The sequence below is a fragment of the Microbulbifer aggregans genome (assembly GCF_020524005.1).
In the GTDB taxonomy this organism is placed as follows: domain Bacteria; phylum Pseudomonadota; class Gammaproteobacteria; order Pseudomonadales; family Cellvibrionaceae; genus Microbulbifer; species Microbulbifer aggregans_A.
The window spans coordinates 246,513-272,462 of record NZ_JAIVKK010000003.1; the positions used below are offsets into that span (position 1 = coordinate 246,513).

General features: G+C 53.0%; 18 protein-coding genes and 1 pseudogene. 10 read left to right on the plus strand and 9 right to left on the minus strand.

Features of this window, described 5'->3' with window-relative positions; genetic code table 11:
• Window positions 1-154 precede the first annotated feature (154 nt).
• Window positions 155-1,570, plus strand: coding sequence for a nicotinate phosphoribosyltransferase (locus LC093_RS06010; protein WP_226663212.1), 1,416 nt, complete (start codon window positions 155-157; stop codon window positions 1,568-1,570).
• Between the two features lie 69 nt (window positions 1,571-1,639).
• Here the strand turns inward: LC093_RS06010 and LC093_RS06015 are convergent, their stop codons facing one another.
• Entirely contained in the window at window positions 1,640-2,353 is a 714-nt protein-coding gene (locus LC093_RS06015) for an NUDIX hydrolase (RefSeq protein ID WP_226663213.1), read from the minus strand.
• Window positions 2,354-2,558: 205 nt separating this feature from the next.
• Here LC093_RS06015 and LC093_RS06020 point away from each other — a divergent pair, with 205 nt between their 5' ends.
• Window positions 2,559-3,281, plus strand: a complete 723-nt coding sequence (locus LC093_RS06020) for a YebC/PmpR family DNA-binding transcriptional regulator (protein WP_226663214.1) — start codon at window positions 2,559-2,561, stop codon at window positions 3,279-3,281.
• A gap of 136 nt (window positions 3,282-3,417) precedes the next feature.
• Here the strand turns inward: LC093_RS06020 and LC093_RS06025 are convergent, their stop codons facing one another.
• The 4 genes from LC093_RS06025 to LC093_RS06040 form a co-directional block, all read right to left on the minus strand.
• On the minus strand, window positions 3,418-4,599 hold the full coding sequence (locus LC093_RS06025) for an acetyl-CoA C-acyltransferase (protein WP_226663215.1): 1,182 nt from the start codon (window positions 4,597-4,599) through the stop codon (window positions 3,418-3,420).
• 85 nt (window positions 4,600-4,684) lie between these two features.
• A complete protein-coding gene (locus LC093_RS06030) occupies window positions 4,685-5,599 on the minus strand; it encodes an SDR family NAD(P)-dependent oxidoreductase (RefSeq protein WP_226663217.1) in 915 nt (304 codons plus the stop codon).
• Between the two features lie 69 nt (window positions 5,600-5,668).
• Window positions 5,669-6,127, minus strand: a complete 459-nt coding sequence (locus LC093_RS06035) for a MaoC family dehydratase (RefSeq protein ID WP_226663219.1) — start codon at window positions 6,125-6,127, stop codon at window positions 5,669-5,671.
• 69 nt (window positions 6,128-6,196) lie between these two features.
• Window positions 6,197-7,999, minus strand: a complete 1,803-nt coding sequence (locus LC093_RS06040; protein ID WP_226663221.1) for an acyl-CoA dehydrogenase — start codon at window positions 7,997-7,999, stop codon at window positions 6,197-6,199.
• Between the two features lie 137 nt (window positions 8,000-8,136).
• On the opposite strand from LC093_RS06040, the gene LC093_RS06045 reads away from it, so the two are divergent.
• Together LC093_RS06045 and LC093_RS06050 are read left to right on the plus strand one after the other, a co-directional pair.
• Window positions 8,137-8,970, plus strand: coding sequence for a helix-turn-helix domain-containing protein (locus tag LC093_RS06045; RefSeq protein ID WP_226663223.1), 834 nt, complete (start codon window positions 8,137-8,139; stop codon window positions 8,968-8,970).
• 199 nt (window positions 8,971-9,169) lie between these two features.
• Window positions 9,170-10,765, plus strand: coding sequence for a thioredoxin domain-containing protein (locus LC093_RS06050; protein ID WP_226663225.1), 1,596 nt, complete (start codon window positions 9,170-9,172; stop codon window positions 10,763-10,765).
• Between the two features lie 83 nt (window positions 10,766-10,848).
• Here the strand turns inward: LC093_RS06050 and LC093_RS06055 are convergent, their stop codons facing one another.
• From LC093_RS06055 to LC093_RS06065, 3 genes are all read right to left on the minus strand, one after another.
• Window positions 10,849-11,778, minus strand: coding sequence for an SGNH/GDSL hydrolase family protein (locus tag LC093_RS06055; RefSeq protein WP_226663227.1), 930 nt, complete (start codon window positions 11,776-11,778; stop codon window positions 10,849-10,851).
• 361 nt (window positions 11,779-12,139) lie between these two features.
• Complete coding sequence (locus tag LC093_RS06060; RefSeq protein WP_226663229.1) at window positions 12,140-13,306, minus strand: DUF4785 domain-containing protein; 1,167 nt, start codon at window positions 13,304-13,306, stop codon at window positions 12,140-12,142.
• A 9-nt stretch (window positions 13,307-13,315) separates the two neighbouring features.
• Window positions 13,316-14,182 (minus strand): hypothetical protein, encoded by an 867-nt coding sequence (locus tag LC093_RS06065; RefSeq protein WP_226663230.1) that lies wholly within the window; start codon window positions 14,180-14,182, stop codon window positions 13,316-13,318.
• Window positions 14,183-15,010: 828 nt separating this feature from the next.
• Here LC093_RS06065 and LC093_RS20520 point away from each other — a divergent pair.
• The 3 genes from LC093_RS20520 (at window position 15,011) to LC093_RS06080 (ending at window position 16,770) form a co-directional block, all read left to right on the plus strand.
• Entirely contained in the window at window positions 15,011-15,211 is a 201-nt protein-coding gene (locus LC093_RS20520; RefSeq protein ID WP_226663232.1) for an AlpA family phage regulatory protein, read from the plus strand.
• Between the two features lie 17 nt (window positions 15,212-15,228).
• Window positions 15,229-15,765, plus strand: coding sequence for a conjugative transfer protein MobI(A/C) (mobI, locus tag LC093_RS06075; RefSeq protein ID WP_226663233.1), 537 nt, complete (start codon window positions 15,229-15,231; stop codon window positions 15,763-15,765).
• Between the two features lie 159 nt (window positions 15,766-15,924).
• Window positions 15,925-16,770, plus strand: a complete 846-nt coding sequence (locus LC093_RS06080) for a hypothetical protein (RefSeq protein ID WP_226663235.1) — start codon at window positions 15,925-15,927, stop codon at window positions 16,768-16,770.
• 295 nt (window positions 16,771-17,065) lie between these two features.
• On the opposite strand, the gene LC093_RS06085 is transcribed toward LC093_RS06080, so the two are convergent.
• Complete coding sequence (locus LC093_RS06085) at window positions 17,066-17,581, minus strand: hypothetical protein (RefSeq protein ID WP_226663237.1); 516 nt, start codon at window positions 17,579-17,581, stop codon at window positions 17,066-17,068.
• Between the two features lie 1,470 nt (window positions 17,582-19,051).
• On the opposite strand from LC093_RS06085, the pseudogene LC093_RS06090 reads away from it, so the two are divergent.
• From LC093_RS06090 to LC093_RS06100, 3 genes and pseudogenes are all read left to right on the plus strand, one after another.
• Window positions 19,052-19,967 (plus strand): annotated as a pseudogene (locus tag LC093_RS06090) (transposase).
• A gap of 60 nt (window positions 19,968-20,027) precedes the next feature.
• Window positions 20,028-23,138, plus strand: coding sequence for a hypothetical protein (locus LC093_RS06095; protein WP_226663238.1), 3,111 nt, complete (start codon window positions 20,028-20,030; stop codon window positions 23,136-23,138).
• A gap of 29 nt (window positions 23,139-23,167) precedes the next feature.
• Complete coding sequence (locus LC093_RS06100; protein WP_226663239.1) at window positions 23,168-25,543, plus strand: hypothetical protein; 2,376 nt, start codon at window positions 23,168-23,170, stop codon at window positions 25,541-25,543.
• Window positions 25,544-25,950: the final 407 nt, after the last annotated feature.

A 25,950-nucleotide genomic window follows, 5' to 3' on the forward strand; every position in this document is an offset into this window, starting at 1 on the left:
TTGGCGCGCATAACTACCCAACTTCAACAACCAATAGAAAAGAGGCTTGACACATTAGTGTCTAAGAGACACTATAAGCTCATTAGTGACGAAGAGACACTAAACGCGGTACGGGATAGACCGGTACTTACTCAACTCACGGAGGATTTCCGCGATGCAAAACTACAACCCGATCCTGAATGTCGACAGCTATAAAACCAGCCACTACCTGCAGTACCCCGAAGGTACCCAGTATGTAAGCAGCTATATAGAAAGCCGCGGAGGACAGTTTAAAGAAGCCGTTTTCTTTGGCCTGCAAGCCTTTATCAAGCAGTACCTCATGCAGCCGATAACCGCTGCAGATATCGAAGAAGCTGAAGAGATCTGTACTGCCCACGGGGTGCCATTTCACAAAGAAGGCTGGGAATATATTCTCAATCAGCACGGCGGTTACCTGCCGATTGAAATCCAGGCTGTGCCGGAAGGCACCCTGGTCCCCGTTCAAAACGTGCTCGCCCAGGTCATCAATACCGACCCCGCCTGCTTCTGGCTCACCAGCTATATCGAGACAGCCCTGCTGCGAGCGGTCTGGTACCCTACCACCGTTGCCACCCAGAGCCGTGAAGCCAAAAAGATTATCCAGCGGTATCTGGAAGAAACTGCAGACACGATCGACGGCCTGCCCTTCAAGCTGCACGACTTCGGCGCGCGCGGCGCCAGCAGCACCGAGACAGCAGCCATTGGTGGCCTCGCCCACCTGGTGAACTTCCAGGGCACCGATACCATCAGCGCATTACTCGCCGGGCGTCGCTACTACAACGCGCCTATGGCCGGGTTTTCAATTCCGGCCGCAGAACACAGCACCATGACCAGTTGGGGACGCGACCGCGAGGCCGACGCTTACCGGAATATGCTGACGCAGTTTGGCGGCAATGGCGGCATCGTCGCGGTTGTCAGTGACAGCTACGACCTGTGGAATGCGATTGAAAATATCTGGGGCGGCGAGCTCAAAGAACAGGTTGAAAATGCGGGGGGCACACTGGTTATTCGTCCCGACAGCGGTGACCCTGTTGATATCGTTACCCAAACCGTGGAGCGCCTTATGCGGATTTTCGGTGCGACAATCAACGACAAAGGCTATCGGGTACTGCCCGACTTTATCCGGGTCATTCAGGGAGATGGTGTATCTCTGCACACCATTGAGGGCATTCTCGCCGCAATGAAAGCGCGCAAGCAGAGCGCGGATAACGTTGCCTTTGGCATGGGCGCCGAGCTGCTGCAAAAGGTTAACCGGGACACCATGAAGTTCGCGATGAAGGCCAGCGCAGTACGTGTAAACGGCCTCTGGAGAGATGTGTTTAAAGACCCGATTACCGACACCGGCAAGCGCTCTAAAAAAGGCCGCCTGGCACTGACCACTCGCGGCAATGGCGAATTGCACACCGTTCGCGAGCAGGACCTGGGCAACCGCACAAACTTGCTGCAACCGGTTTTCCGCAATGGCAAGCTGCTGATAGACCAGACGTTCGATACCGTCAGAGCCCTGGCAGGGGTACCCCGCACCGACAGCGCACTGGCCAAGGCGGGGTAATTCATCCACAAACCTCAGGAAAGCCGGACTGACCGGCTTTCCTTTTTTACTTAGAGTTTACTTAAGGGATTAAAGCTCCAGATTACGCACAAACGTATGGCTGCCCGAGTCGTCCCGCATACGATAAAGCGTTGCCGGGCGTCCGGTTTCCGAGCGTTTCTCACCGGTATCAACGAGCAGCTCAGCCTGCTCTATTCGCCGCCGAAATGACTTCTTCTGCAACGGCTTTCCGATGATCACCTCGTGCACGTGTTGCAACTCCGGCAAAGTAAACTTTTCCGGCAGCGCATACGCAGGGACTATGCTGTACAGCGCTTTTTGCACCAACCGTTCATGGGCAAAGCGGATGATTTCCTCGTGGTCGAACGCGAGTTCCAACTTCCCCACCCGATCAAACGGTATCCACCTGGCATCGGCTACGGATTCAATATGGCTCTCGCAGACCTGATGGGCGATAAGCGCGGTATAGCACACCGTTACGGACCAACCCCGCTTGTCCCGGTCTCTACCGCCAAAGGTATAGAGCTGCTCTACATAGGGAGGAATGACGCCGGTCTTCTCTCTTAACTTGCGCACCACGGTGTCTTCGAGAGAGCGGTCTTCGGTCTCCGACACGAACCCGCCCGGCAGCGCCCACTTCCCCATCTCCGGGTGTGCGGAGCGCTTCACCAGCAGAACTTTGAGCTGCCCTTCGTGATAGGTAAACAGAACGGCATCGACGGTTACCAGGGGCGCGTCGAAGGCACGCTTGTCATAGCTGGATAGGAATTCTTGTTCGTTCATGGTTGGTCAAAGTGTCAAATAGCCACTAATCGTAAAGCCCCGGGCCTGTATCTGCAACGGCGCCCTCAAACTGTCCCATTGGTAGTCGGTAAGTGCGTTTGCCGCTTACTGTTGCGTAGACTGCTTCATTTCCCTCGCCCCGCCCAGTAAAATCGCCTTCTTTAAAAATACCCAGTGAATCCCAGCGATACCGGAGCATAACCCCATGGGAAGAGCCTATCAGAACCGCAAAGACTCGATGGCCAAGACCTCGAACATGAAAGCCAGGGTCTACAGCCGCTTTGGCCGCGAAATCTATGTGACCGCCAAGTCTGGAGGTATCGACCCCAACGGCAACCTGGCCCTGCGCAGCCTGATTGAGCGCGCCAAGAAAGAACAGGTCCCCACCCACGTGATCGAAAAGGCCATCGACAAGGCCAAAGGTGGCGCCGGCGAAGACTTCTCACGTGCCCGCTACGAAGGTTTCGGCCCCGGCGGCTGCATGGCGATCATCGAATGCCTGACTGACAACCCCAACCGCACCTTCGGCGATGTGCGCCAGGCCTTCACCAAAACCAAAACCAAGATCGGCACTGAAGGCTCCGTCAGCCACAGCTTTGATCACCTCGCGATCCTCGTGTTCAAACACGACGATGAAGAGGCGGTACTGGAAGCACTGATGGAAGCCGACGTTGATGTTACCGACATCGAAAACGAAGACGGCACACTCTCCGTATTCGCCCCGCATACGGATTACTTCAAGGCCAAGCAAGCGCTGATCGAAGCCTTTGGTGAAATCGACTTTGACGTGGACGAAATCCAGTTCGTGCCCCAAACCTACACCGAGATCACTGGTGACGATGTGGCATTGTTCGAGAAATTTATGAACATGCTGAACGACCTGGAAGATGTGCAGGCGGTATACCACAACGTGGAAAACCCGCAGTAAACATATCGCTGAGACTGGCACTGAGATCAAGGCCTGCCTGTACAGGCTGATCAGGACTGCCGGAGTCGATGGAACAAAAAAGCCCCGCTATGCGGGGCTTTTTTTATCTATCCAGAGTACGTACCGCGCCCGGCAATCAGACCACTTCAAACAGGGCTGCTGCCCCCATACCGCCGCCAACACACATAGTAACCACCACGTATTTCACACCACGGCGCTTGCCCTCGATAAGCGCATGCATGGTCATGCGGTTGCCACTCATACCGTAGGGGTGACCAATGGAAATGGCACCGCCGTTGACGTTGAGGCGGTCGGCGGGGATACCGAGTTGATCACGGCAGTAAATTACCTGAACCGCAAAGGCCTCGTTCAGCTCCCACAGACCGATATCGTCCATTTTCAGGCCGGTGCGTTTGAGCAGTTTGGGAATGGCAAATACGGGACCGATACCCATTTCATCCGGCTCGCAGCCCGCCACTGCCATGCCGCGGTAAATACCGAGAGGCTGCAGGTTGCGCTGCTCCGCCAGCTGGCTGTCCATCATCACCACCGCGGCGGCACCATCGGAAAGTTGTGAGGCATTACCCGCGGTGATCACACCGTTTTCGCGCACGGCTTTCAGCCCGTTGAGCCCTTCAAGCGTGGTCCCGGGGCGATTGCCCTCATCCTTGCCGAGCGTCACCTGCTGCTCGCTGACTTCACCGGTCTCCCGATTGGTAACCAGCATGGTGGCGGTGACCGGAATGATCTCGTCATCAAACTTTCCCGCATCCTGTGCAGCCGCCGTACGGCGCTGGGATTCAAGCGCGTACTCGTCCTGCGCCTCACGGGAGATGTTGTAGCGCTTGGCCACCACTTCAGCGGTATCCAGCATGGGCATGTAGATGGCCGGTGCCGCTGCCACGACATTGGGATCCCCGGCGCGGTACAGGTTCATGTGCTCATTCTGCACCAGGCTGATGGACTCACAGCCACCGGCCACAACGACCGGCGCACCATCGACCACGATCTGTTTGGCTGCGGTAGCGATCGACATCAGACCCGAAGCGCACTGGCGGTCGATGGTCATTCCACTGACGCTGACCGGCAAGCCCGCCGCCATCGACATCTGGCGTGCGACGTTGGTACCCTGACAGCCCTGCTGAAGGGCGACGCCGAAGATGCAGTCGTCCACTTCAGCCGGGTCGATATCAGCGCGCTGTACCGCCGCTTTGATCGCATGGGAAGCCAGGGTCTGGCTTTCGAGATTGTTGAATGCACCGCGATAGGCACGGCCGATGGGCGTGCGTGCGGCAGAAACAATGACGGCTTCTTTCATCTCTGAATTCTCTTTTTGTCCCCGCTCCCTGGCGCACTCAGGCACCGGGAGCGGCTGGATTATTTGAAATTAATGCAGACAGGCATCAGGCCGGCTGTGACTGGGACATCGCCAGGGTCAGGAACTTCTCGGTCTGGCCCGCACCGGAGGCCAATTCTGCCTGGCCACCCTGATCGCAGATTTTGCTCCAGTTTTCGAGCACAGCCTCAGGAGTCTGCTCATCCACTGGAATAAAGGTACCGGGGGTCTCAAACAGGCGGGTGCTCGCGTAACCACCTGCACCCGCGCAGAGGATGAAGCGGTTGGGCGCATTCTTGTGGCACAGGGTAAGGGCGCCGGTGGTAACCGCTTCCGGCGTGAGCATCGCCAGTACCTCTGGTGGCATCAGATCCTCGGTCATGCGCGTACCGGCTGTGGGTGACAGCGCATTGATACGGATGCCGTACTTGGCCCCTTCGAGCACCAGGGTATTCATCAATCCCAATACCGCCATTTTCGCGGCGCCGTAGTTGGACTGACCGAAATTTCCATACATGCCGCTGGAGGAAGTCGTCATGACAATACGGCCGTAATTCTGCTCGCGCATGATGTCCCACACCGCCTTGGTGCAGTTCACCGAGCCCATTACGTGCACGTCCATCACCAACTGGAAATCCGCCAGGTCCATTTTGGCGAACGTTTTATCCCGCAGGATACCGGCGTTGTTGATCAGGATGTCCACCCGCCTCCACTTCGCCATGGCCTGCTGGACCATATCCTGCACTTCTTCGAACTTCGCGACGTTGGCTCCGTGTGCGATGGCCTCACCGCCGCGCGCCTCGATTTCACGCACCACGGCCAGCGCCGCCTCGGAAGAAGCGCCGCTGCCATCGCGGGCTCCGCCGAGATCGTTTACCACAACTTTTGCGCCGCGCTCTGCCAGTGCCAGTGCATGGGATTTACCGAGTCCGTTGCCGGCGCCGGTTACGATGGCCACTTGGCCGTCAAAACGTACACTCATGGTCTTCTCTCTAATTGTTCCTGAATTGTGATTTAGCCACCGCTCCGGCGGCTTTCATTTTTTCGGGAGTCAGCCAGCCATTTGCATGGTGAGCCATTCGGCAACGAGTGCCGGCTTTGCCTCGCCTTCGATTTCCACTGTCACTTCCGTCTTCAGCATGAACTGGCCGGGATTTTTCTCGGTGACATCAAGCAGGCGCGCGTGCGCGCGGATGCGGCTGTCGACTTTCACCGGGGAGATAAAACGCACCTTATCGAACCCGTAATTGATCGCCATAACCATGCCTTCCACCTGCATACTGAACGTTTCAGCAAAATGGGACAGCAGTGACAGGCTCAAAAAACCGTGCGCAATGGTGGAACCGAACGGCGTCTGCGCCGCGCGCTCAGGGTCCACATGGATAAACTGGTGGTCGTGCGTGACTTCCGCAAACAGGTTGATTTGCTCCTGATTGATGGTGAACCAGTCCGTGCTCTCCAGTGTTTTGCCGGAGCTTTCGAGCAGTTCTTTTTGGCTGACCGTATTCATCGTCTCTCCTGTCACCTTCTTATTCTGTTATTCAGGCAGCGCTCTTCGGCGCTGCCACTGTTTTTCAATTCAGAACCACTCCGATTTCATATCGAAGCTGGTGCTGTCAATTTCCCTGACCAGCTTCGACCAGTGGTAAATCTTTGGCAGCTCTGCATGGAAGAAGTACTGCATCGCCTGAAGTTTCCCGCGGTAAAAAGCTTCCTCTTCGGGATGGGGGTTGCGCTGCAGGCCTGCATCGGCCGCAAGTCCCTGGCGCAGCCAGATCCAGGCGATAACGATATGCCCGAATAATTCCAGATAACTAACGGAATTCGAGAACACCAGATCCGGATTTTTGTCCGCAATCGCACCAAACACTGTAGTGGTCGTTTCCTGCAGTTCCACCAAGGCTGCCTGCAGATCGACCGCGAACAGGCTCAACTCTGTGTTACCTGCCAGCTCAATGGTGCCCTGTATCTCCTCCAACACTGCGCGGTAACCGGCAAACTGATTCATCGGCACCTTTCGCCCCAGCAGGTCCAGCGACTGGATACCGGTAGTGCCCTCGTGAATCGGGTTCAGGCGATTGTCGCGGTAGAACATTTCCACCGGGTGTTCATTGATGTAGCCGTGACCGCCCATCACCTGAATAGCGAGACTGTTGGCCTGGGGGCCGTACTCGGAGGGCCAGCTTTTGATGATCGGGGTCAGGAAATCCAGAAGGGTATGCGCCCGCTCCCGCGCTTCGGCAGTCTCTGCCGTTTTCTCGTCGTCGGCGAGCTGGCTGCCGTACAGGCAAAGAGCATAGGCGCCTTCTGCATAGGCCTTCTGTGTCAGTAGCATTCGCCGCACATCGGGGTGCTCGATGATATTGACCGGCGCGGAGTCGGCATCCTTGTTGGCAAGCAGGCGCCCCTGTGGCCGCTCACGGGCGTAGTCGAGTGCGTACTGGTAGCCGGTCAGTGCGGTGAGCGCCGCATTGGTGCCCACCATGATGCGCGCCTCGTTCATCATGTGGAACATGTATAGCAAGCCGCGGTTTTCTTCGCCCACCAGATAGCCGACGGCACCACCGTTTTCGCCGAAGCTGAGTGCAGTGGAGGTATGCCCACGCCCGCCCATTTTGTGAAACAACCCTGCCAGCGCTACGTCATTGCGCTCGCCGATACTGCCGTCGTCGTTGACCAGGAACTTGGGCACGATAAACAGGGAGATGCCCTTCACGCCTTTCGGCGCCCCCTTAACTCGCGCCAGCACCAGGTGCACAATGTTGTCACTGAGCTCATGGTCTCCACCAGAAATGAAGATCTTGTTGCCAGTGATGCGGTAACTCCCATCGGGCTCACACGTGGCAGTAGTGGTGAGATCAGCAAGCCCGGAGCCCGCTCCCGGTTCGGTCATCGCCATGGTGCCCATAAAACGGCCAGCACGCATGGGCTTGACCCACTTTTCGATTTGCTCAGCCGAGCCGTGCGCCTCGATCAGATTGGCATTGGCCGTGGTCAGGGAAATATAAGCGAGTGTGGTACTCGCCACCGCCGCCAGGTGCGACTGCACCGCATTGGCGACAACCAGCGGCAATTGCATACCGCCATCGTCAAAGTCTGTGGCCGGTGCAGCGAGACCAGCCTCGATGACTGCGTCCAGTGCGGGCTTGATTTCCGGCAGCAGGTGCACCCGTTCACCATCAAAGGTGGGTTCGTTGATGTCCACTTTCTGGCGGATCGGAAGGAAATATTTCAGCGCGACATTTTTGCCAGTTTCAATCGCCGCGTCGAAAGTCTCGCGGCTGTGGTCCGCATAACGAGGACGTGTTGTCAGTGCTTCCACGTCGAATAATTCGTAGAGCATAAATGCCAGGTCGCGTTCGCTGAGCGCTTGTGCTGCCATGTTTCACCTTGTTCTTCTGGTCAACGGGTACGGTGCAGGACTTCTATGGGAGCCCGTTGGGTATTGTGTGGCGGCTTGGTAGACTCGGCCATAACCTCCAAGGTCAAGTTCGGCCAGGGTCAGTACAGGGCGGGAAGATGAGCGATACAGCCTACAATGCATTTGGCAGCTTGCTGCGCTTTTGGCGACGGGTGCGCGGCGTCAGCCAGGAGGCACTGGCGCACAGTCTGCAATCTTCCACGCGCCACATCAGCTATCTGGAAAATGGCAAGTCGCGCCCCAGTGAGGCGCTGGTGGATGGTATCGCGACGGCACTTGAGCTTGGTGAACGAGACGGCTGCTACCTGCGCCTCGCTGCCGGTTACCTGGCCAGTGACCGCGAGGTGGATTTCCATGCACCGAGCTACAAGTGGCTGCGCAAGGCGATGCAGCTGTCCTTGAGTGCCATGGACCCATACCCGGCCGTACTGATGGACCGCTACGGCCGGCTACTGATGGTAAACCGCAGCTGGGTGGCCTTTTACCAGCAGTCTGTTGGTCCAGAAGCTCTGGCACGAGTGGAAAACTACTTTGAGTTTATCTTCCGTCTTGCCCCGGAGGGCACACCCCGAAATTCCCGGGAACACACGCTGGCGATGATCCTGATGTACACCCAGCAGGAAGCACTACTCACCAATGACCCGATATATCACGCCATGGTGCGCGAGCTTTCGGCACACCCGGGGGTGCCGAACGACTGGGCCCAGGTAGCCTCTACCCTGGAACCAATGGCCAGTTATCGTATCCAGCAGGAATACCAGGGCAAGGTGATGCCTTTTTTCAACGTCACCCTGACAGTGGGCGCGATGGGGCCAGCGTCCTACGTTTCCGAGCCTCGCCTGGTCATCAATACGCTGTACCCTGAAAACGATGATCTCGACCTGTCCAGGGCACTTTCTGGGGAGTTGTCGCACCCCTTACTGAGTTATTGATCTGCAGTTCAGAAATTCCCGCTGCAGAGGCTGTGAAGGCGCCCAAGCAATTTTCCACCAACCCCTCTGAACCAAACCCTCTGAAATTGGCGATGCTTTATTTCGCGCCACAATGGGCAGTACGCTGCAGGCTTGGTAGAGGAGCGGGAGACCTTGTGATAAAACTGATCGCGGGATAATCGCCAGCGGATCAAAGGTCATGGACGAACTGCACCACCAGCGTTACCGCCCTACGCATCGGCTCTTGCCAATATTCGCCGCTGCGCTACTCACTGCCTGTAGTGTTGATACGCAGGAGGACCCGAAGGAGAGCCAGGTCGTTGCACGCATAGGGCATAGCGCGATCACCCTGGATGAAGTGGATCAAACAATCCGCCTCGAACGGCACGACCTGGCACTTGCCGAGTACCAGCTGCGCTTCAATACGCTGAAATCGATGGTGGATACGAAGCTCGCCGCGCCTGGATCCACGGAGACACCGCCCGTCGTCGACTGGCTGCTCCCCTACCCGCATCCTCCCAGACTGAAAATTAACACCGACGGCCGCTCACTGCGTGGCAACCCCGAGGCGCCAGTCAAACTCGCGGTATTCTGCTCCTACCAGTCCGTACACTGTGCGGCCACCAATCTGGTGTTGCGTGAATTACTGGATCGATATGCCGGCTGGGTGGCCTTAGCGCCCTTCGACTTCCCCATGCGCTACCACCGGCTGGGTGCCCAGGCAGCAGTAGCAGTGCACTGCGCCAGCTTGCAAGACACAGCCTGGAGCTATGCAGACGGCCTCTACACCCGAGCCAAAACACTGGATGAAAAAGTCTTCATTCAACAGGCTTCACAGCTGGGATTTGAGCAGGAAAAATTTAACCGCTGTCTGGAGGAATCCGACCACAGTGACCGGATTGCCGCAGATACGGCGCAGGCCCGAGCCCTGGGTCTGCAGAGCGTGCCGGTGGTCTTTGTAAACGGACTGTATATCAAAGGCCCGCAGTCTCTGGAGCACTATGCCCTGTGGGTTGACCAGGAACTGCAGCGCCTGGGTCACGATCCTTCCAGCCTCCACGCTGATGCCGCACGCTGGCGGCAATCTGCAGAACAGATCACCGAGACCAATTTACAACTGCAACTGACCGGCACCAGCGTCTCCTCACAGCCCGAAAAATCAACCGCGCTTATTCGTATTCACGACGCATCCGTTGGCCGTTTTTCCCCCGGGGACGTACTAATGCCCGGCGTCACCCTCAAGCGAGTGCACGAGCGCTACGTCATCCTGCAGGTCAACAATCAGCTCGAGCGGTTGACTCTGAGCAGTGAAGATTCTGACTACGTGCGCGTGCCCAGGACCGCGACTACCGAGCGCGATGAAGCAACCATGCGGCGCATAGAACAGCCGGACGGTGAATCGCGCAAACTGATCGCAGCTTCCGGGGTATTGCCTCTTGGACAGGCGTGGCTGGAAAAACAACTGCAGAATCGCGCGGACCTGGAACAGAAGTTCGTCCCGGCGGAGCACGTGGTCGATGGGCACAACCTGCTGCGGCTTGAGGGCATCAAGGACAATGAGTTCTTCACCGCGCTCGGCTTCGAGGAGGGCGATGTGGTGGTACGGGTGAATGACAGCTGGGTGCACAGTGGCCAGAACCAGCTCTGGGATGCCCTGACCAGCGGCGAGGTGGTCGATGTAACCTTCATGCGTAACGGGCTGCCGCAACGGGTGCAATATGAAGTTCAGGAAAAAAGCTATTTCGAGCAGGAGAGCGATCCGGGAAATACTGACGATGATGAAGCGTCCGACTGATTCCTCGGCGCGTATTCCCCGAGACGGTCGTTACTCTAATAGAAGCCAGGGCTCCGCGCGGAGCCCTGCTCATTTACCGGGAATTATTTGTCCGGGTTACCAGTCCACATCAAGTCCGCCACGGTGTTCTGTCCGCGAACGCTGGGGTGGAAGCAATCCCCGCCATCAATATCGTCTTTGCCGAAGCTGAAGGTACCCACGTTGCTCTGATCCGCGCCAGAATATTCCGCAACGACTTCCACACCATTCATGCCATTGTAGGCGACGGCTTCTTCCTGCAGCACCTCGTTATACCGGCGCTGCGCCGCTTCGATACCGGCAGAGCGCGTTGCAAACGATTCACCGTTCATGGTGCCCCCGTTCGTCGCTATCCGGCAGATACCAAAGGTAGACCAGACACTTTCGCAATTAACGCGCCAGTTACCGGTCTGCTTGGCGATACCTGCAGCGCGCAGGTCCTGAACTCGCGGCACCGATCCCAATACCACCGTAGAGCCCGTGGGCAGGCCACTCACCAGCTTATCGAGTCCAGCCTGCACCGCACCGCGCCATTCACTCTCGGTCAGGAGTGGATCCGTACAGTTGGCCGGGTCGACACAATCGCGATTGCAGATATCGTTACCGCCGAGCACCACTTCCACATGATCCGCGACCAGCGTATCGGCGAGAATTCGATCCGCCTGTATGCTGAAACTGTCATCGCCTCCACGCATCTGGGCACCAGAACGGGCGGCATTCTTGGTGGCCGCGACATTCGGGTCTATGGCCTTGTATTTGTCGTGAACACTGTTGACCCGGCTCGCCGAACCGTCAAACCAGCTGTGCTCCGGCTGGTCACCACCCAACAGGCAGAAAAAACCACCGGTAAAGAACGTATTACCCGTACAGTCTGCCGCGAAGCCCATGGTGATACTGTCACCGGCGGCAGCGCCTTTAGCAGGTGCCGCCACAGTATTGATGGAGCACAGCGCGGAAGTAAGGGCGAGGGATACAAAAAGACTGGCTTTATGCATAAGAATTTCTCCGATCATCGAATTTATAACTTTATTTTTTTAATGCGGTAAAACAGAGAAATGTTAGACGGTCGTACTAATGCATGCCGGAACAGGCGACGGATTGGGCGCTCAACTCTTCAGGCTGAGATATATTTCTCAGTAATGTCGCCTCAAGCATTTGCAGCTTGAGCATCGCAAATTTTCAGGTCTTCCCCTGAGGCCACGCCTTCGCTGCTATCAACAGTAAAATCGGCACCCGGCACGCCGTCTAACTGCATCGGCCGATTAAAACGGCCAGATCCCACGCAATAAAAAAGCCCCGCATGCGAGGCTTTACGATTAACGCAGTTTGACTGCAGGCGACAGCCTATTCTTATTCTTACCGCAGGGTCCAGCTGCCCTGCAGGTAGTCGAGTACCGACATACGGCCCTGATCGAGGAACTGAACATTCCGCACCTGATAAGGCCCCACTAGTCCCGTTGTTTTAAGCTTGATGTTGTCGATCGGCAGCATCATTTCCCGCTGTCCAGCCTCGAACCATCCAGCTTGATAGGCCAGCATCGCCGGCTGGTAGTCTCCGTTGCCGTCCCTACCGAACACCAGGGCACGCGCCTCATAGCGGCCTGCGTCGTTGACATTCAATGACAGCGTAAGTCCCTTGGGATTGCCATCTATGGTTGAGACTGCCGCCGTTTCGCTATAGATGTCTACCGCAGTAACCGCGACCCGCTCGACAAGCTCGTTGCGCTGATTTTTCAGTGTCGAGTGCACCTCAATACTCCAAAGTTCTCCGGGTACCGAAGGTGCATCAACCTGGATAGGCCAGTCAGCGCTATATGCGTTGCCGCGCAACTGCCCCATCACTGGGTAGCGCTTCCCATTTGGTGCGATCAGGCTGGCTGAAACGGAATCCAGCTTCGCGCTGGTATTTCCTCCCGGCCTGGCATTCAGGGTCAGCCTTCCGGTACGTGAAAATCGTTTAGAAGGTGTCTGCATATCAAGAGCGATGTCGCTGTGCTTGTCGAGCACATAAACAATATATTCGTCATCTGGACGGGCATTGCCGTTAGTCTTCAGCGTAAACCTGCCACGTCCCATATCCTCCGGTACACGCATCACGTGTGCTCGACCGTACAGCGCGGGGAAGTTCTGCCGCAGGCCCTGGGATTTTCGATGCAAGGCAATACTGTCATCGTCTACCCGGCGTCGCTCGGAACCATTGGACAGCGTCATCCCCTGTGGAATTCCATTGTTGGTAATACGGCGGCCTTTATCGACGCGATCCAGCGGAGACACCTGAATAATGGCCTGTTTGGCATCAATCATAAGCTCAGCGCCGCGATTGAGATCTGCGCCATTTATTTTGCGAAAGAATACGCGGCTCTGTTCATTGCTACCGGTATCGACCAGACGCTGCTCTACCCCGGGCTCCACATACTGGGAAAAGTGGATGGATTCCCGGCTTTTATTAAGTATCTCCTGGGCGAACGCATTGGAGGCAAAAACACCGATCAGGACGAAGAATTGTAAGAATATGAATTTCATGGCTTCACCTTAAATATCGTTTCTCAGAATGACGTCAAGATTGAAACACTTGCGTCGGCTCTGGTTGTGGCTCAGAGGTTCTCCGCCACTGGTCCTGGCGTAGTCATAAAACCACAGCTTGCCCGCAGTATTTTGAGAAGAGCAATTAAGGAAGCCATCGGAACAATCGTCCAGCCACTCCTGGGTAATTTCCAGTCCAAGGTTTTGCGTATAGCCGCCACAGTAACTGTCGGAATCCCAGACAGCGGTCTCCACATCGGTGCCCACAATATTCCAGAAGCCGACGGGAAGAGACGGGCGACCCGATGTACCCAACAACCAGTTATCGTTGTAGTAAGTCATCCAGCTGGTCTGCTGCATACGTACCGCATCACTCTGATAGCCGAGCAGCCAACCTACAGAAGCCTCAAAAACATTGCCCGACATAACCGCGTCCGCCAGTGGTGTACCGGCGCTGGAGCCGGCAACAACATTCACCCAGCGCGTATTTTCAATGATGGTTGGGTAACGGCTGTCCCAGGTCGGGTTGGATAGAATCCAGCGCATGACATTGCCCCCATTGGAATGGGTAGTTACCACAAGGTCATCAATGTTCATCGAGTTAATAAAGTTATAGAGCTGCGTTGCCAGGCAACCCGCCGCAGCGTCATCCCACATGTATTCTTCGAATTCGCAATTGACCACCAAAAGGTTGGTGCTTGTGGGCAACCCCTGGCGGATCGACTCCACCATCTCAGAGGTCCAGTAATCATTGTAGGCATCGGTCTGGTTACCGGTGCCGTGTACCAGCGCGATGCCAGTGACGGCGAGTGACGATGCTGGAGCCAATAGTACCGCTAGTAATATGGCGACCAGAGAGAGTTCTCTCATCTTCATGGATGATTCACCTGTTGATTAATTATTTTTTTAACAACGGTGGAATATGAAGCTGCAGTAGAAAAAGAAGTGCTTTGATCGTTTTCTTTCAAATTCCCTCAGATACCAGAAGGACGATTCCGTGATATCTGATTTACCGCGCAATCAATTGGGCACAGTGATGATTTTGTGCCCGGCAGGAATACTAACGCGGGTAGTTGAAGCCGGGAGCGAATAACTGGATTGGTATCTAATTAGTCCTTTATTTGTGCGACAGCGCAAAAAAGCACAGAGGTGACCACTGAGTCCCGGCATGTTCGGCGATCTGGTTTCATTGAGAAGAAAAAGCGATAACACAATTTGGAGATAATCTGACCAATAAGTCAAAAAAATGGGCATTATTTGTCGAGCCAAGTCCCTCCAAAAAAGACGAGCAGAGACTCTGCGAAGCTCCTGATGAAGCTCGGTATCCCGGGATTTTATTGGTTTGATGATAAGGAAAAAGGCCGAAGGCTATGTACCTTCCAGATAGCAGAAAGCCCCGACTAGCGGGGCTTTCTGGATGAGTCCGAACTTCTTCGAACTTTAATGTGGTGCCCAGGGCGGGACTTGAACCATAGAAAAATTATTTATTTTTCAAACAGTTAAATACACAAAACCCAAAAGATACCCCCAAAAGTACCCCCAAATCATGAATGCACATTTACCGCACCAAAAATGTCGCGAAAATCATCGCACATATGATCTATGTCATGACCGGTAGCAAATCTACCCCCTCTCAATGTTTGTGGCCACTCCTGTAGATGGTTTGATGAGTACAACGATCAAAAAGACCAGGAGACTGCTTTTATGCCCCAGCCTGACAAACTCTTACGCCTCCCAGCGGTGCTACAGATTATTCCGGTATCTCGGTCTACTTGGTACAGCTGGATCTCAGATGGTCATGCACCTAAACCAATAAAACTAGGTACGAGAACCTCTGTGTGGAGAGAAAGTGACATTCAAAATTTTATTTATGACCAGAATCAAAAAGGCGCTATTGAAATATAGCTGACAGGAGAAACTCTATGTCACGTCTTTCAAATGAAGAAATAGAGAGAATATTGTCGATCAAAACTTCAATATTTGAAATCCACATGGAACCCGACGAACTTTACGATGAAATGCTAGATTATATAAAAGTATCTTATAAGGCACTTGAAATTGCAGATAAATGCCTCTGGCTTAGAGCTAAAGTCCTAACGGAACAGTACAAACTTGACAAAGCACTAGAAAAACAAAACTCGGGTGAACGTTACGGGTATTTGCGATTCATCTATAGGCTAAAAAAGAACCGGCCGGCGCTAGTATGGGGACATGCAAAGGCGAATCAAAATGGCGAAATTCGCACTAAAGAACTTTCCAGAAAATGGACGGAAAAATACACACTTCGACATTTACCGAAAAACATCAGCAATTTAGATAAAAAGCTATTTCTGGAATATGAATACCAGGCTTTTTTAATACGTAGAAAGATTTCTCGAATAAGCGAAATACGCCGAAACCTTATATACTTCATTAAATCATGTGAAAACGAGCGTAACACGCTAGAAAACGAAATTTAAAGGTCATTATTACATTTTAAAAACTTAGATCTGATACTTGAGATCCATAGTAAACATTACTGATACGTTTATATTCTGCCTGAGAACTGGCTTCCATCCTAGTAATACTAGCTATCTATCGGGTAAACTCATTCACAATCGAAAAGTTTTAGGGATGTAATGGGACAAGCAAACGCTTTGCAAGCTGCAAACAATGAAGTAATGCGAAAGATTGGGCGCAACATGCTCTTGTTTCAACAGATTGAAGGCTTGCTAAAATATTTACTTGCTAACGGGTTTATTGTTGGCACAGTTGAAGACCTCAAGATCAAGAGGGAGTCCCGTTTGGCGGATATCCGACGACGATCAATGGGGCAGCTGGTTGGTGAGTTCGTAGACAGCTGTTATTCTGATCTAAAGGATACTAACACTGAAGAGTTAGTTGATAAGGCGTTTTTCAGTTTCCATTTCAAGGTTGAATGCGAAGCTAAATATTATGATTCCCGAAAGAAAACTCTGGCCGAAATCGTTTCAGAGAGGAATGATCTTATCCATCATTTATTACCAAGATATGATCCAGAGTCTCTTGAAAGCTGTCTTGCAGTTGATGCCGAGTTAGAACAGCAAAGAAACAAGTTACTCCCAGAGTTAACTCACCTTCAGGAATTAGTCGGCGCCCTAAATAAAAGCAGAAAATTATTGTCTGATTTTTTTCAGTCCGAAGATGGACGTAGGTTGTTTGTTGAAGGGTTGCTGCCAGGAGAGAGTAGACTGGACGGTTTCCTTAGAACGATTACGTCAATGGCCTCCAGGCCAGATGGCTGGACTCCATTGGCTAGAGCAGGTCAGCTTATCAATGACCTGCCGACCGAAAGCGTCAAGAAAGTGTGCGAAGAAGTAGGCACGAAAAAACTAGCGAACATAAAAAAGCTGATCCAACTCTCTGCTGCTTTTGAGTTAATGGAAGAAACGACAAAAGGCGGAGTTCAGTGGCTATTTCGCCCCAAGCACTCCTCTGACCCCTAAGACTAAACTGGATTATCTCAGATGGATTAGTTCAGACCAAAATATGTACGCCCAAAAAATTTATGACCTGACGGCAACACCTGCCATCATGAAAAACATATAACTGAAACCACTCTATCTAGCATCAATGAAAAACTCTCACTTACTTCCCCAATTACTAGAAAACCCTTTCTGTTATCACCTCCGCAATTTGTTCACTTCCCGGTAAGATTACTAGGGCCTGCTAAAAACTCTAAATTTGGAATAGGAATTGGACCAATTAATGGTGGGCCAATATTAAACCGGCGCAATTTATCTAATACTGTTTCAGCCTTACAGTTAGCATCTCCAAAAAATTTGTTTTCCCAAAAAAATATCGCTTCAACTCCTCCCAACAAACCTTGAATTTCCGATTCAAACCATTGAATCGAAGAAATGAACTTCCCCCCCCAGGAATGACAATGTGAAAAATGTTTTTACAACCGAAATCGACTAGCTCTCGAAGGATTGAAAGTTCCACCAGATATTGTTGAATCGAAGTCCTTACACTTTCTTCAAAATCGAGAATCCAATCTTTACTCTCGCGACTCCCTGCAATCTTATCTATTAAATTATCAATTTTCTCATAGTCTATTTCAAAGGATCCAGATTTCAGCATATCAATTTTAAAGGTTTTAAGGTCTTTGTAGCCGCAATGGCGATTTTCGCCAGCACCAGCCTGAACGACTACGTAATCTGAGCCATTTGTAACAAAGGTCTCTGCTAGTAAACGACAAACTATGGACTTCCCAACTCCACCACTGGCACCGATCATCCAATGTATATTTTTCATAGGTATTTTTCTCCAGAGTAAATCTGACTCGCGTTTTTCTAAAGCTATAAGTAGACACGAAAATTAGCGATACTTGCACGGGTGAAGGTTCAGTGAACATTTTATAGTCAGAGATATTAACGAGAAAATTCGACTACTAGGTTCGCGAGAGACAGCGTGACCATCCCCTCCCAGTAATAAGAACTGGTATTCAGCCTCATAGCACTGCCACTACTGGAAAGATATTTATCAAGTACATTTTTCGTCAGCTAAGTATTAAGGTTCACACTCAAACGGCTGACGAGAAGGGGTAAATTTACATGCGCTCAATGTGTCGACCGCAGATAACGAGTGGAACAATAACAACTCTACAACATATCGAATCTAAGGATATGTCCAACTCCAGTAATAATTTTAGGATTCACTCAATATGCGATTCAAAGACAGTAACTCACAGTCTCAAGAAATGTCGAACGGTCGCGATATAGGCACCGGCTTAGATAAGCGACAGCAGGAGCTATTACGGATATCCAGAGCAATGGAAAATTTCAACTACAATCGAAACTATTCTGACGTGTACTTGGCAATACACCAACATCTTTTACAAGAACTACCGGGATATCACCTGGCTCAAATCATGGATGCGGCAATTCTACTAATGGAAAAGGGTGAAATCTTGCTCGCCCCACCTTCCGAATCACTCATTATTAATCACGCAGGGCAGCGGCTAACGTACCAACGAAGAATATATGAGAGCGGTTTCCGCTGAATTCAAAGCCTACGCTCTAGCAGCCTTGCAGGCTGAAATTTTGGCATCTATGAGCCATATCACTCTTACGCAATGGCATGTATTGAACTCAACGGACAACGAAATCATTCATGATTTTCCCTTCATGAGCCTTTACCATAACTTGAATTTTGGAAGCTAAGAGCCACTATAGTAGCGCCGAGCACCTTTGGCGCTACTATAGTAGCGCATAAGATGATAGGCGCGGGTAATAGATTAGAGGCGCAAAGCACATAACAAACTTAATACCGAATGCTACTCAATCAATATTAAATCATGACCAATTTTGCAAGATTTTCGCATCAACGCCAGCCGAAACTTCAAACCATCTAGTCAGACCGCAGTGCACATTCCCAACCAGTATCACGTAATTCATTCGATTTCCTAATAACCCGAACCTCAGATTTTGAAATAAAGACTGCCTCGGAAATATATCCCCAGTATGTTCGAAAACCATTTCTGGCTCCAAAATCTGCCTGACACTATATGGGGCTGATCGACACCTGCTCAGATCGCGCGTAAAAGCGTGGGCACCGCTCAGCGAATATCACAGGCCTCACAAAGGATATTGGGGCTCTACGATCTATTCATGCCCCGAACACTGGGCTACTACACAGAGTCTCAGGATTCGGGGTCTGTAGTGGTCTACTAATCCCGGACACCAATTTAGGTGATAAAGTTGCCGCCTGAGGCAGAGGTGCTCAATGAGTAGACAACGCCGATCCTTCTCCCCCGAGTTCGAGCTGGATGCTGCCCGCTTGGTCGTGAAACAAGGATATTCAATATCAGACGCGGCCCGTTCGCTGGATGTTAGTACAACTGCCATCCGCCGCAGGGTAAAGCAGTTAGAGGCCGAGCGTGGCGGCGAGACGCCGGTCAGCACAGCCCTTACCCCGGAGCAGCAGAGAATCCAGGAGCTCGAGGCCCGGGCCAATCGATTGGAACGCGACAAAATACTAAATAAGGCCTCAGCTCTATTGATGTCCGACGAGATGAATCGTACGCACTGAGAAACCGATTAAGTGAGCAGGAGGCCGTGGAACTTGTCTGTGAAGCATTCGAAGTACCTCGATCATACTACTACGAATATAAGAGCAGGCAGGCCTCGATTGATGCGCCTAGGGTTCAACTCCGCGCCAAAGTAAGCGAGATCTTCAAGCTCAGTCGTGGGGCAGATGACAGCCGAACCGTCATGGCGTTGCTCAATGAGCAGGCAATAACTATTGGGCGCTTTAAAGTGCGCAGCTTGATGCCTCACTCACGGCAAAGGCACTGGCCTGGGAGCAGCGAGGCAAACCGAATAGTGTCATGTTCCACTCGGATCAAGGCAGCCAATATGGGAGCCGCTTATTTCGGCAGCGACTGTAGCGCTACCGAATGACTCAGAGTATGAGTCGCCGTGGAAAACGCCGGGACAACGCCCCGATGGAACGGCTGTTCCGCAGCCAGAAAAGCGAGTGGATGCCACCTATCGGTTACAACTCTATTGCTGAGGCAAGTCGAGACATCAGCAATTATCTGATGACTTACTACAACTGGCGGCGTCCCCATCAACACCACGATGGCATACCACCTGCAAAGGCAGAAGAAAAATTTAACTTACTGTCCGGAACCAGTTGACCACAACAAGACGACATCTAGACTAAATGTGCCAAAAATAAAAATGTTAGGGAAAAGCCCATGGAAAGTCTCTTTCGCTTTGTTCTGAAGCGTCCAGCTGATCAAGGAGAGGACGAGCCTGCACGCATCTTGCTCGTTCAAAATACCGATTTCCAAGCTTCGCTTGCCAAAGCACAAGCTCAAAGCTCCGGCCATCGCGATGCGATGAAAAGCGTCGCCAAAACCTACATAGCTTCGTCGTCTTTTGTCGGCGACCAAGACATCGCCGGAATCGGTAAGGCCATTAGGGCCTTGAGCGCCGCACTCGATCAACTGGAAACCCAGGACACGCTGACCAACGCGCAAGTGAGCGATGCCGTGAAGACGGCCTTTGGACAGACCCCCATGGAATTCCGCGGCTCTGGTGTCCTCGACGCTCTCATAACCGCGCTCAAGGACAGTTTAATTGCGATCAAACTCGTGCCCGAGGAGCATCAACGACCAATTCAGCATCTCGCAGATGGTCTTCGCGAGTTAGAGGTGATCGAGAAGCTTGCGGTGGATGGCGCGTTTCCGGCGACCGGCAAGGCCATGCGCGCCTTCCGTCGCAGAACCCTGCAGTTGCCGGGGGAGACCGGTCTAAAGTCGATCCTCTCGACGCGACAGCGCCAGCGCAAACTGGCTGAAGAGCAAAAGACTGAGGACGAAAAGCGGCGCAAGAAGGCAGAAACTAGTCTCAATCTCTATCGGCGCATCATGGCGGCTGTGGACGAGCTGACGGCACTTGGGACTGACAATATTAGGACGACTCCGCAAGAAGACCATGACGGGTTTGTGCTTCCGGACGCAGTGAGCCCAATCAACGTTTTGCTCGAAGACATGGAGATTCGGCGTAGTCTGACCAAACTCGATATCGAGCGTGCCGAGGTGCGGCGGCCCATCGAAGTACGGGGACGAGAGACCGAAAAAGAGATCCCCCAAGAAGTGCGGTTCCAACGCGAGGTCTTGCCAGCTGCTCGGACGCTGCTACGCGGTTCCCCTGCCTTCAAACTTGAGCCTCTAAAAAATATTGGGTTCAGGCTCAAAGAGAGTGCTGGCGAGCGACTGAGCAAGGACACTTTTGAAATCCTGATCGAGCGTAATCTTCGGGTCACCGAGCATCCGCTCGATGAAATCGTTCGCGCGCTTAAAGCGGAGATTGTGGAACTCAGTAGCGAACTCGACACCGGGCTTGGCCGCGCGGTCAACCGCACGTTTAAACGCATCGGCACCAAGATGGTAATGATATCGACACCTCAGGCCAGCGTTTGGAATGAATTGGTAATTGGCAACGTGATGAAGCCTGAGTATTTAGCCTTCCCTGCCGATCTCAGGGTTCCAACGTCTCATGGCGATTTGGCGCCGGCCGGGGTCGCTGATCTGCTTGTCGTCAAACAGCAACTCATGCACTATGAGGGCGCCGATGTCGCCCATATTGAGAATGTGCTGAAGGGCGAGAACAAAGGACGAGAGCATACACGTCGCCGCGAAACCGAAGAGTTTACGTTTGTCGAGACGGAGGTAACCACATCTGAAGAGCGAGAGCTTGAATCGACGACGCGCTTTGAGATGTCTCAGGAAACCAGCAAGACTCTCAAAGAAGACGCTTCCTTGAAAGGCGGGCTGACCCTCTCGGGAAAATATGGGCCGACTGTTGAATTCTCGGCCTCGGCCGAGGCGTCCTTTTCCTCCAGCAAGGAGGAAGCCACCAAATCAGCATCACAGTTTTCACAAGATGTAACCGAACGCACTGCGACTAAAGTCACTGAGCGTGTGTTGGAGCGTGCGTCGCTTAAGGTCACCAACGAAGTTATCGAAAAAAATACCCACGGCATCGATAACACGACCGGAAGCGGGCACATCGCGGGCGTGTATCAATGGGTGAATAAGGTCTATCAAGCGCAGATGTTCAACTACGGCATCCGCATGATGTATGACTTCATGGTACCAGAGCCAGCGGCGTTTTTGATTACAGCGATGCAAAACGCGCATGCCAATGCGCTAGAGCTCGAAAAACCCACACCCTTCACGCTACGCCCCGACCAAATTCACGAAAGTAACTACACAGGTTGGGTACAGCAATATGGTGCCACGGACGTTGTGCCACCACCGGAGCTTTATCTCACCAAATCGCACGACCACAATGCCAATTCCGAAAATGAAGACGTCGAGTTCTCTCATTCGGCTCAGATTGCCATTGATGACGGGTATAGCGCGATCCACGCGACCGTCGGCTGCGTCCGCACAATCTGGGACAAAAAGGCCATTGTTGATGTGATTGTGGGATCGCAGGCGCACCGCTTCCTGGAAGACAATGGCTGGGTGTGGAGCACGTCTCTGAACGACGAAACCGGCAGCCTGCCCATAGCCCTTGTCACCGATTTGGTGGGCGATATGGCGATGGCCATCGAGATAAAGTGTCGTCGCACACACCGCGCCTACAAGGCCTGGCAAATCGATACCCACGCCAAGCTGACCACGGCATTCCGGGCTCGGATGGCAGAATACGAGGAAGAGCTGAAAGCTCTGGAGGTTCAGGCTGGTGTTGAGATTGAGGGCCTCAACCCCTCGCTCAATATGGAGCTCATGAAGGACGAGCTTAAGAAGCACTGCATCTCAATCTTGACCGAACAGCATTTCGACTTGTTTGATGCCATTGATGTGGGCGGTTATGGGGTCGAGCAGGTCGATCTCTTCCAGAATGAAGCGGAAGGACCCTACGTTCGGTTTTTCGAACAAGCCTTTGAGTGGGAACAGATGACCTGGCTCACCTACCCCTATTTCTGGGGGCGGAAAAGTCAATGGCGTGATCGCCTCGCCTACGACGATCCCGATCCGATTTTCAACCAGTTCTTGAAATCGGGCTATTGCCGGGCAGTGGTTCCGGTGCGCCCAGGGTTTGAAGGCGCCATTGATCATTTCATGACCTTTGGCGAAATCTGGAACGGTGGTCCGCTGCCGACGATTTCCAACCCGCACTATTTGCCGATCGCGGAAGAAATCGCCGAGCGCCTTGACCGACCAGGAGAAGAAGTCCCGCAAGGTGATCCATGGACGATCCGCATCCCAACGACGCTAGTCCATCTACGAGCGGACGACAAGCTGCCGGTGTGGACACAGGATCCGGCAACAGGCGAGTGGGTGGCGTCGTGATCTTCCTCAGTTTCGGAAGGTAGCCGCCTATGGGTGATATAGCACGCCACCGCAACATCTATTTCAATACGCGGGATACGATTCCTCGGCGGCTGCTCGATCGCGCTTCGATCCGCCATGAGGACCTGACCTATATCGAGTATGGAAATTTCTTAACCGATGTCTCGCAGTTTCGGGATCCGGTTTGGTACATCATCGCCAAACGCACGATTTGGAAAGAGAATGTCTTGCCGGGCACCGGCGAGATTGCCACGCCAGCACAGATCGCGTTAGCGGCTCTAGGCGGGATCGGCGCCGTAGCGTCTCAATCGCTTGGCAAGTCCAAAATTGCCGCCGCCAATGCAATTGGAGGTGTACTAGGTGCAGCGTTTTCACCGCAGTTTCTAGCAGAGCTATTGGATCTCGACGACTGGCTGAATCAAATGCTTGGAGTTCCTTTGATTGAGCCAGAGGAGCGACGCCGGACAAACGAAGAGTTTGGGTTTGTGGGAGAATTTTTCCGGCATTTCATCGAAGGCATCACCTTAATTGTGTTCTCCGACGAAGCGACCGAGGATCTTCCTGGTACCTGGGGGCAGATTGATCCCATTTCTGCGTCGCGGGTGTCTGAGATCTACACGCGATTTTTTACTCAGTATTACCCACACGAGCACACCGATCAGCCGCCCTATGTCTGGGATGCGAGCAAGCGACCTCAAGTGAAAAAATGGTATGGTGTGAGCCGCCGGCAAAAGACGCTTACAAACGAGAGCGGAATAATGGCGGCGGTAGACAACTCTTATATCCCCTATCTTTCAGATGGGTTGAGCGATCTTGAAGCGGCGTGGCGAAAGCTCAAGCCATCGGAAACTGACGCGCGGCAGATCTTGTTAGTGCGCCTGGGTAAAATCCTGCACGGTGTGGAGGATTGGTTCTTTCATTCTAACGTCGTCGAGCTGAACCGCCTAGTTACCCACACTCCGCAGAAGCAGGACGCAGAAACTAACGAAGCCTTTGTGCGCCGTTTTGTTTTAAATGTGCTTGAGTTAGAAGAACTTAAACGGAAAGCCACTCCACGGAGAGAGCCAGCACCTACCGATAGCGAACGCAAGGTGGAGTTCCAACGGCGCCTCTTTCGGCGTCTACATTACCCTGTGTACGACCCAGGCACGCGAGAACACAGCGGCGGAACCCCCTCGAAGAAGCCCGCGACCTTAAACCTTGAGATGGCTTACCCGGCGTTTCCCTCTCAGCAGGACACAGCCCACACGCTATTGGGGGCTTTGGAAAACCTTGAAGCCAAATTCCACCGCTCGGACTCGGGCTCTGAGGAAGATAGTGGAAAAGGTAACCCGCTGCCGAGCGCAGTTGCCTGCGCGGTGCAAAAATTTATCGCAAGCTCACCTGGGGGTCGGGAACTATACCGCAAGGCCGCCCAAGAGCGTGGTGTCACTGTTCCTCACGACCTCAAAAACGGGGTACAACTCGCTGCCTTTGCAGCAACGGTCGATCGCGAAAAGGCAAAATTGATTGGCAAAGATGTACTCCGGGAATGGATGCCTCTTGTGTTAACGCTGATGTTTGAAGACGAGCGTGAGCGCTTAGCTGCGAACGTCCCACCGCTTCTATGGCCGCTCGCCTCTGGCGCAAAACCGCCGGAACAGGATGATGATGCGGAAATGGACGCTCAGCTGCAACGGCACGAAAAGGCACTCCAATCAACCAAGCAACACAATGGGAAGGTTGAGAGCGGATACAAGGTTGGCATGAGATTCTTACAGGAGTGCGGGATGATTGGCCCCGCTAGCCGACAGGCCATGGACAAGGCCTTTGAGGTCGATGCAGTTTCAGAAAAATCCAACAAATATGCCCCAGGTGCCGGAGGGCTTCTGATGCAGTTTGCGGTGAAGCTTCAGAAAGAGCGGGATGAAAGTGACAAAAAGATCACCGCATTCAACAAAATGGGCCGAATCTTCGACAACATCACGCAAAATGGCGCAAACGACGAAATCATTGGGTCGCATTCCTTGATGTCAAAGGACACGGTGGACGCCTCTCCTTTCTTCGACGATGCGAGGGTGATGGCGAGTGTAGCCTCGCTTTCCGTCCTGCACATATTTCTTGACGAGGTTAGCTCGCCCTCAAAAGGCACCGTGGTCGATTGGCTCAAAGTGTTGCGTCACCTCATCCGATTTCCACGCTCAACGCCAGGATGGGAACAAAAGGCGCTGGCGCATTTCAAAAAGACCGGGAAGCCTCCAAAGTTCAACGATATTCCCGATCTTGAACGCCTCGGCAAAGGCGCGCGAATACCCGCAAGCGCGCTAAAATATCGCAAAGAGAAGGTAAAACAGCGCGCCGTGGATGCTAAAGGTTTGGAAGTCCAATACATTCTGCTGGAACGCATTGTCGCCAATTTTAAGTGAACTGATGCCTCGCCGCATGATCTCGAGATTGAAAGCCGTGCGAACGGCAGATGCTAGATGAAAGTTCAATTAAGTGAGCGTTCTTGATGGTGTTTCCGCTGTAAGACCCCTATGGCCCGACTAAGCTTTTTCCGGTCGAATAGCGTAATTGGTATGTCCGCTTCGTCTTTCAAAGCTTCATTGGCGCCTGTGGGTTCGCTGAAACGAACATGGTCGGCGATGACAATATCTGTCGCAAACAACTCTTTTCAGACTTAGCAAAAATCAGGGAACAGTTGCGTCAACTCCCTTGTCTGCCTGTACTCGCACCAGACAATCCCGTCGTCGCATGGGACGAGTCCGTAAGCGGCCGGTTGATCAGATCGAAACCGGACAAGGTGGTCGCCGGCGAGAGCTGTACGGGGGAG

What these genes read in the sequence shown, in the direction of transcription:
- LC093_RS06010 (WP_226663212.1), top strand. Translation starts at nt 155, where the DNA reads ATGCAAAACTACAACCCGATCCTGAATGTCGACAGCTATAAAACCAGC.
- LC093_RS06015 (WP_226663213.1), bottom strand. Translation starts at nt 2,353, where the DNA reads ATGAACGAACAAGAATTCCTATCCAGCTATGACAAGCGTGCCTTCGAC.
- LC093_RS06020 (WP_226663214.1), top strand. Translation starts at nt 2,559, where the DNA reads ATGGGAAGAGCCTATCAGAACCGCAAAGACTCGATGGCCAAGACCTCG.
- LC093_RS06025 (WP_226663215.1), bottom strand. Translation starts at nt 4,599, where the DNA reads ATGAAAGAAGCCGTCATTGTTTCTGCCGCACGCACGCCCATCGGCCGT.
- LC093_RS06030 (WP_226663217.1), bottom strand. Translation starts at nt 5,599, where the DNA reads ATGAGTGTACGTTTTGACGGCCAAGTGGCCATCGTAACCGGCGCCGGC.
- LC093_RS06035 (WP_226663219.1), bottom strand. Translation starts at nt 6,127, where the DNA reads ATGAATACGGTCAGCCAAAAAGAACTGCTCGAAAGCTCCGGCAAAACA.
- LC093_RS06040 (WP_226663221.1), bottom strand. Translation starts at nt 7,999, where the DNA reads ATGGCAGCACAAGCGCTCAGCGAACGCGACCTGGCATTTATGCTCTAC.
- LC093_RS06045 (WP_226663223.1), top strand. Translation starts at nt 8,137, where the DNA reads ATGAGCGATACAGCCTACAATGCATTTGGCAGCTTGCTGCGCTTTTGG.
- LC093_RS06050 (WP_226663225.1), top strand. Translation starts at nt 9,170, where the DNA reads ATGGACGAACTGCACCACCAGCGTTACCGCCCTACGCATCGGCTCTTG.
- LC093_RS06055 (WP_226663227.1), bottom strand. Translation starts at nt 11,778, where the DNA reads ATGCATAAAGCCAGTCTTTTTGTATCCCTCGCCCTTACTTCCGCGCTG.
- LC093_RS06060 (WP_226663229.1), bottom strand. Translation starts at nt 13,306, where the DNA reads ATGAAATTCATATTCTTACAATTCTTCGTCCTGATCGGTGTTTTTGCC.
- LC093_RS06065 (WP_226663230.1), bottom strand. Translation starts at nt 14,182, where the DNA reads ATGAAGATGAGAGAACTCTCTCTGGTCGCCATATTACTAGCGGTACTA.
- LC093_RS20520 (WP_226663232.1), top strand. Translation starts at nt 15,011, where the DNA reads ATGCCCCAGCCTGACAAACTCTTACGCCTCCCAGCGGTGCTACAGATT.
- mobI (WP_226663233.1), top strand. Translation starts at nt 15,229, where the DNA reads ATGTCACGTCTTTCAAATGAAGAAATAGAGAGAATATTGTCGATCAAA.
- LC093_RS06080 (WP_226663235.1), top strand. Translation starts at nt 15,925, where the DNA reads ATGGGACAAGCAAACGCTTTGCAAGCTGCAAACAATGAAGTAATGCGA.
- LC093_RS06085 (WP_226663237.1), bottom strand. Translation starts at nt 17,581, where the DNA reads ATGAAAAATATACATTGGATGATCGGTGCCAGTGGTGGAGTTGGGAAG.
- LC093_RS06095 (WP_226663238.1), top strand. Translation starts at nt 20,028, where the DNA reads ATGGAAAGTCTCTTTCGCTTTGTTCTGAAGCGTCCAGCTGATCAAGGA.
- LC093_RS06100 (WP_226663239.1), top strand. Translation starts at nt 23,168, where the DNA reads ATGGGTGATATAGCACGCCACCGCAACATCTATTTCAATACGCGGGAT.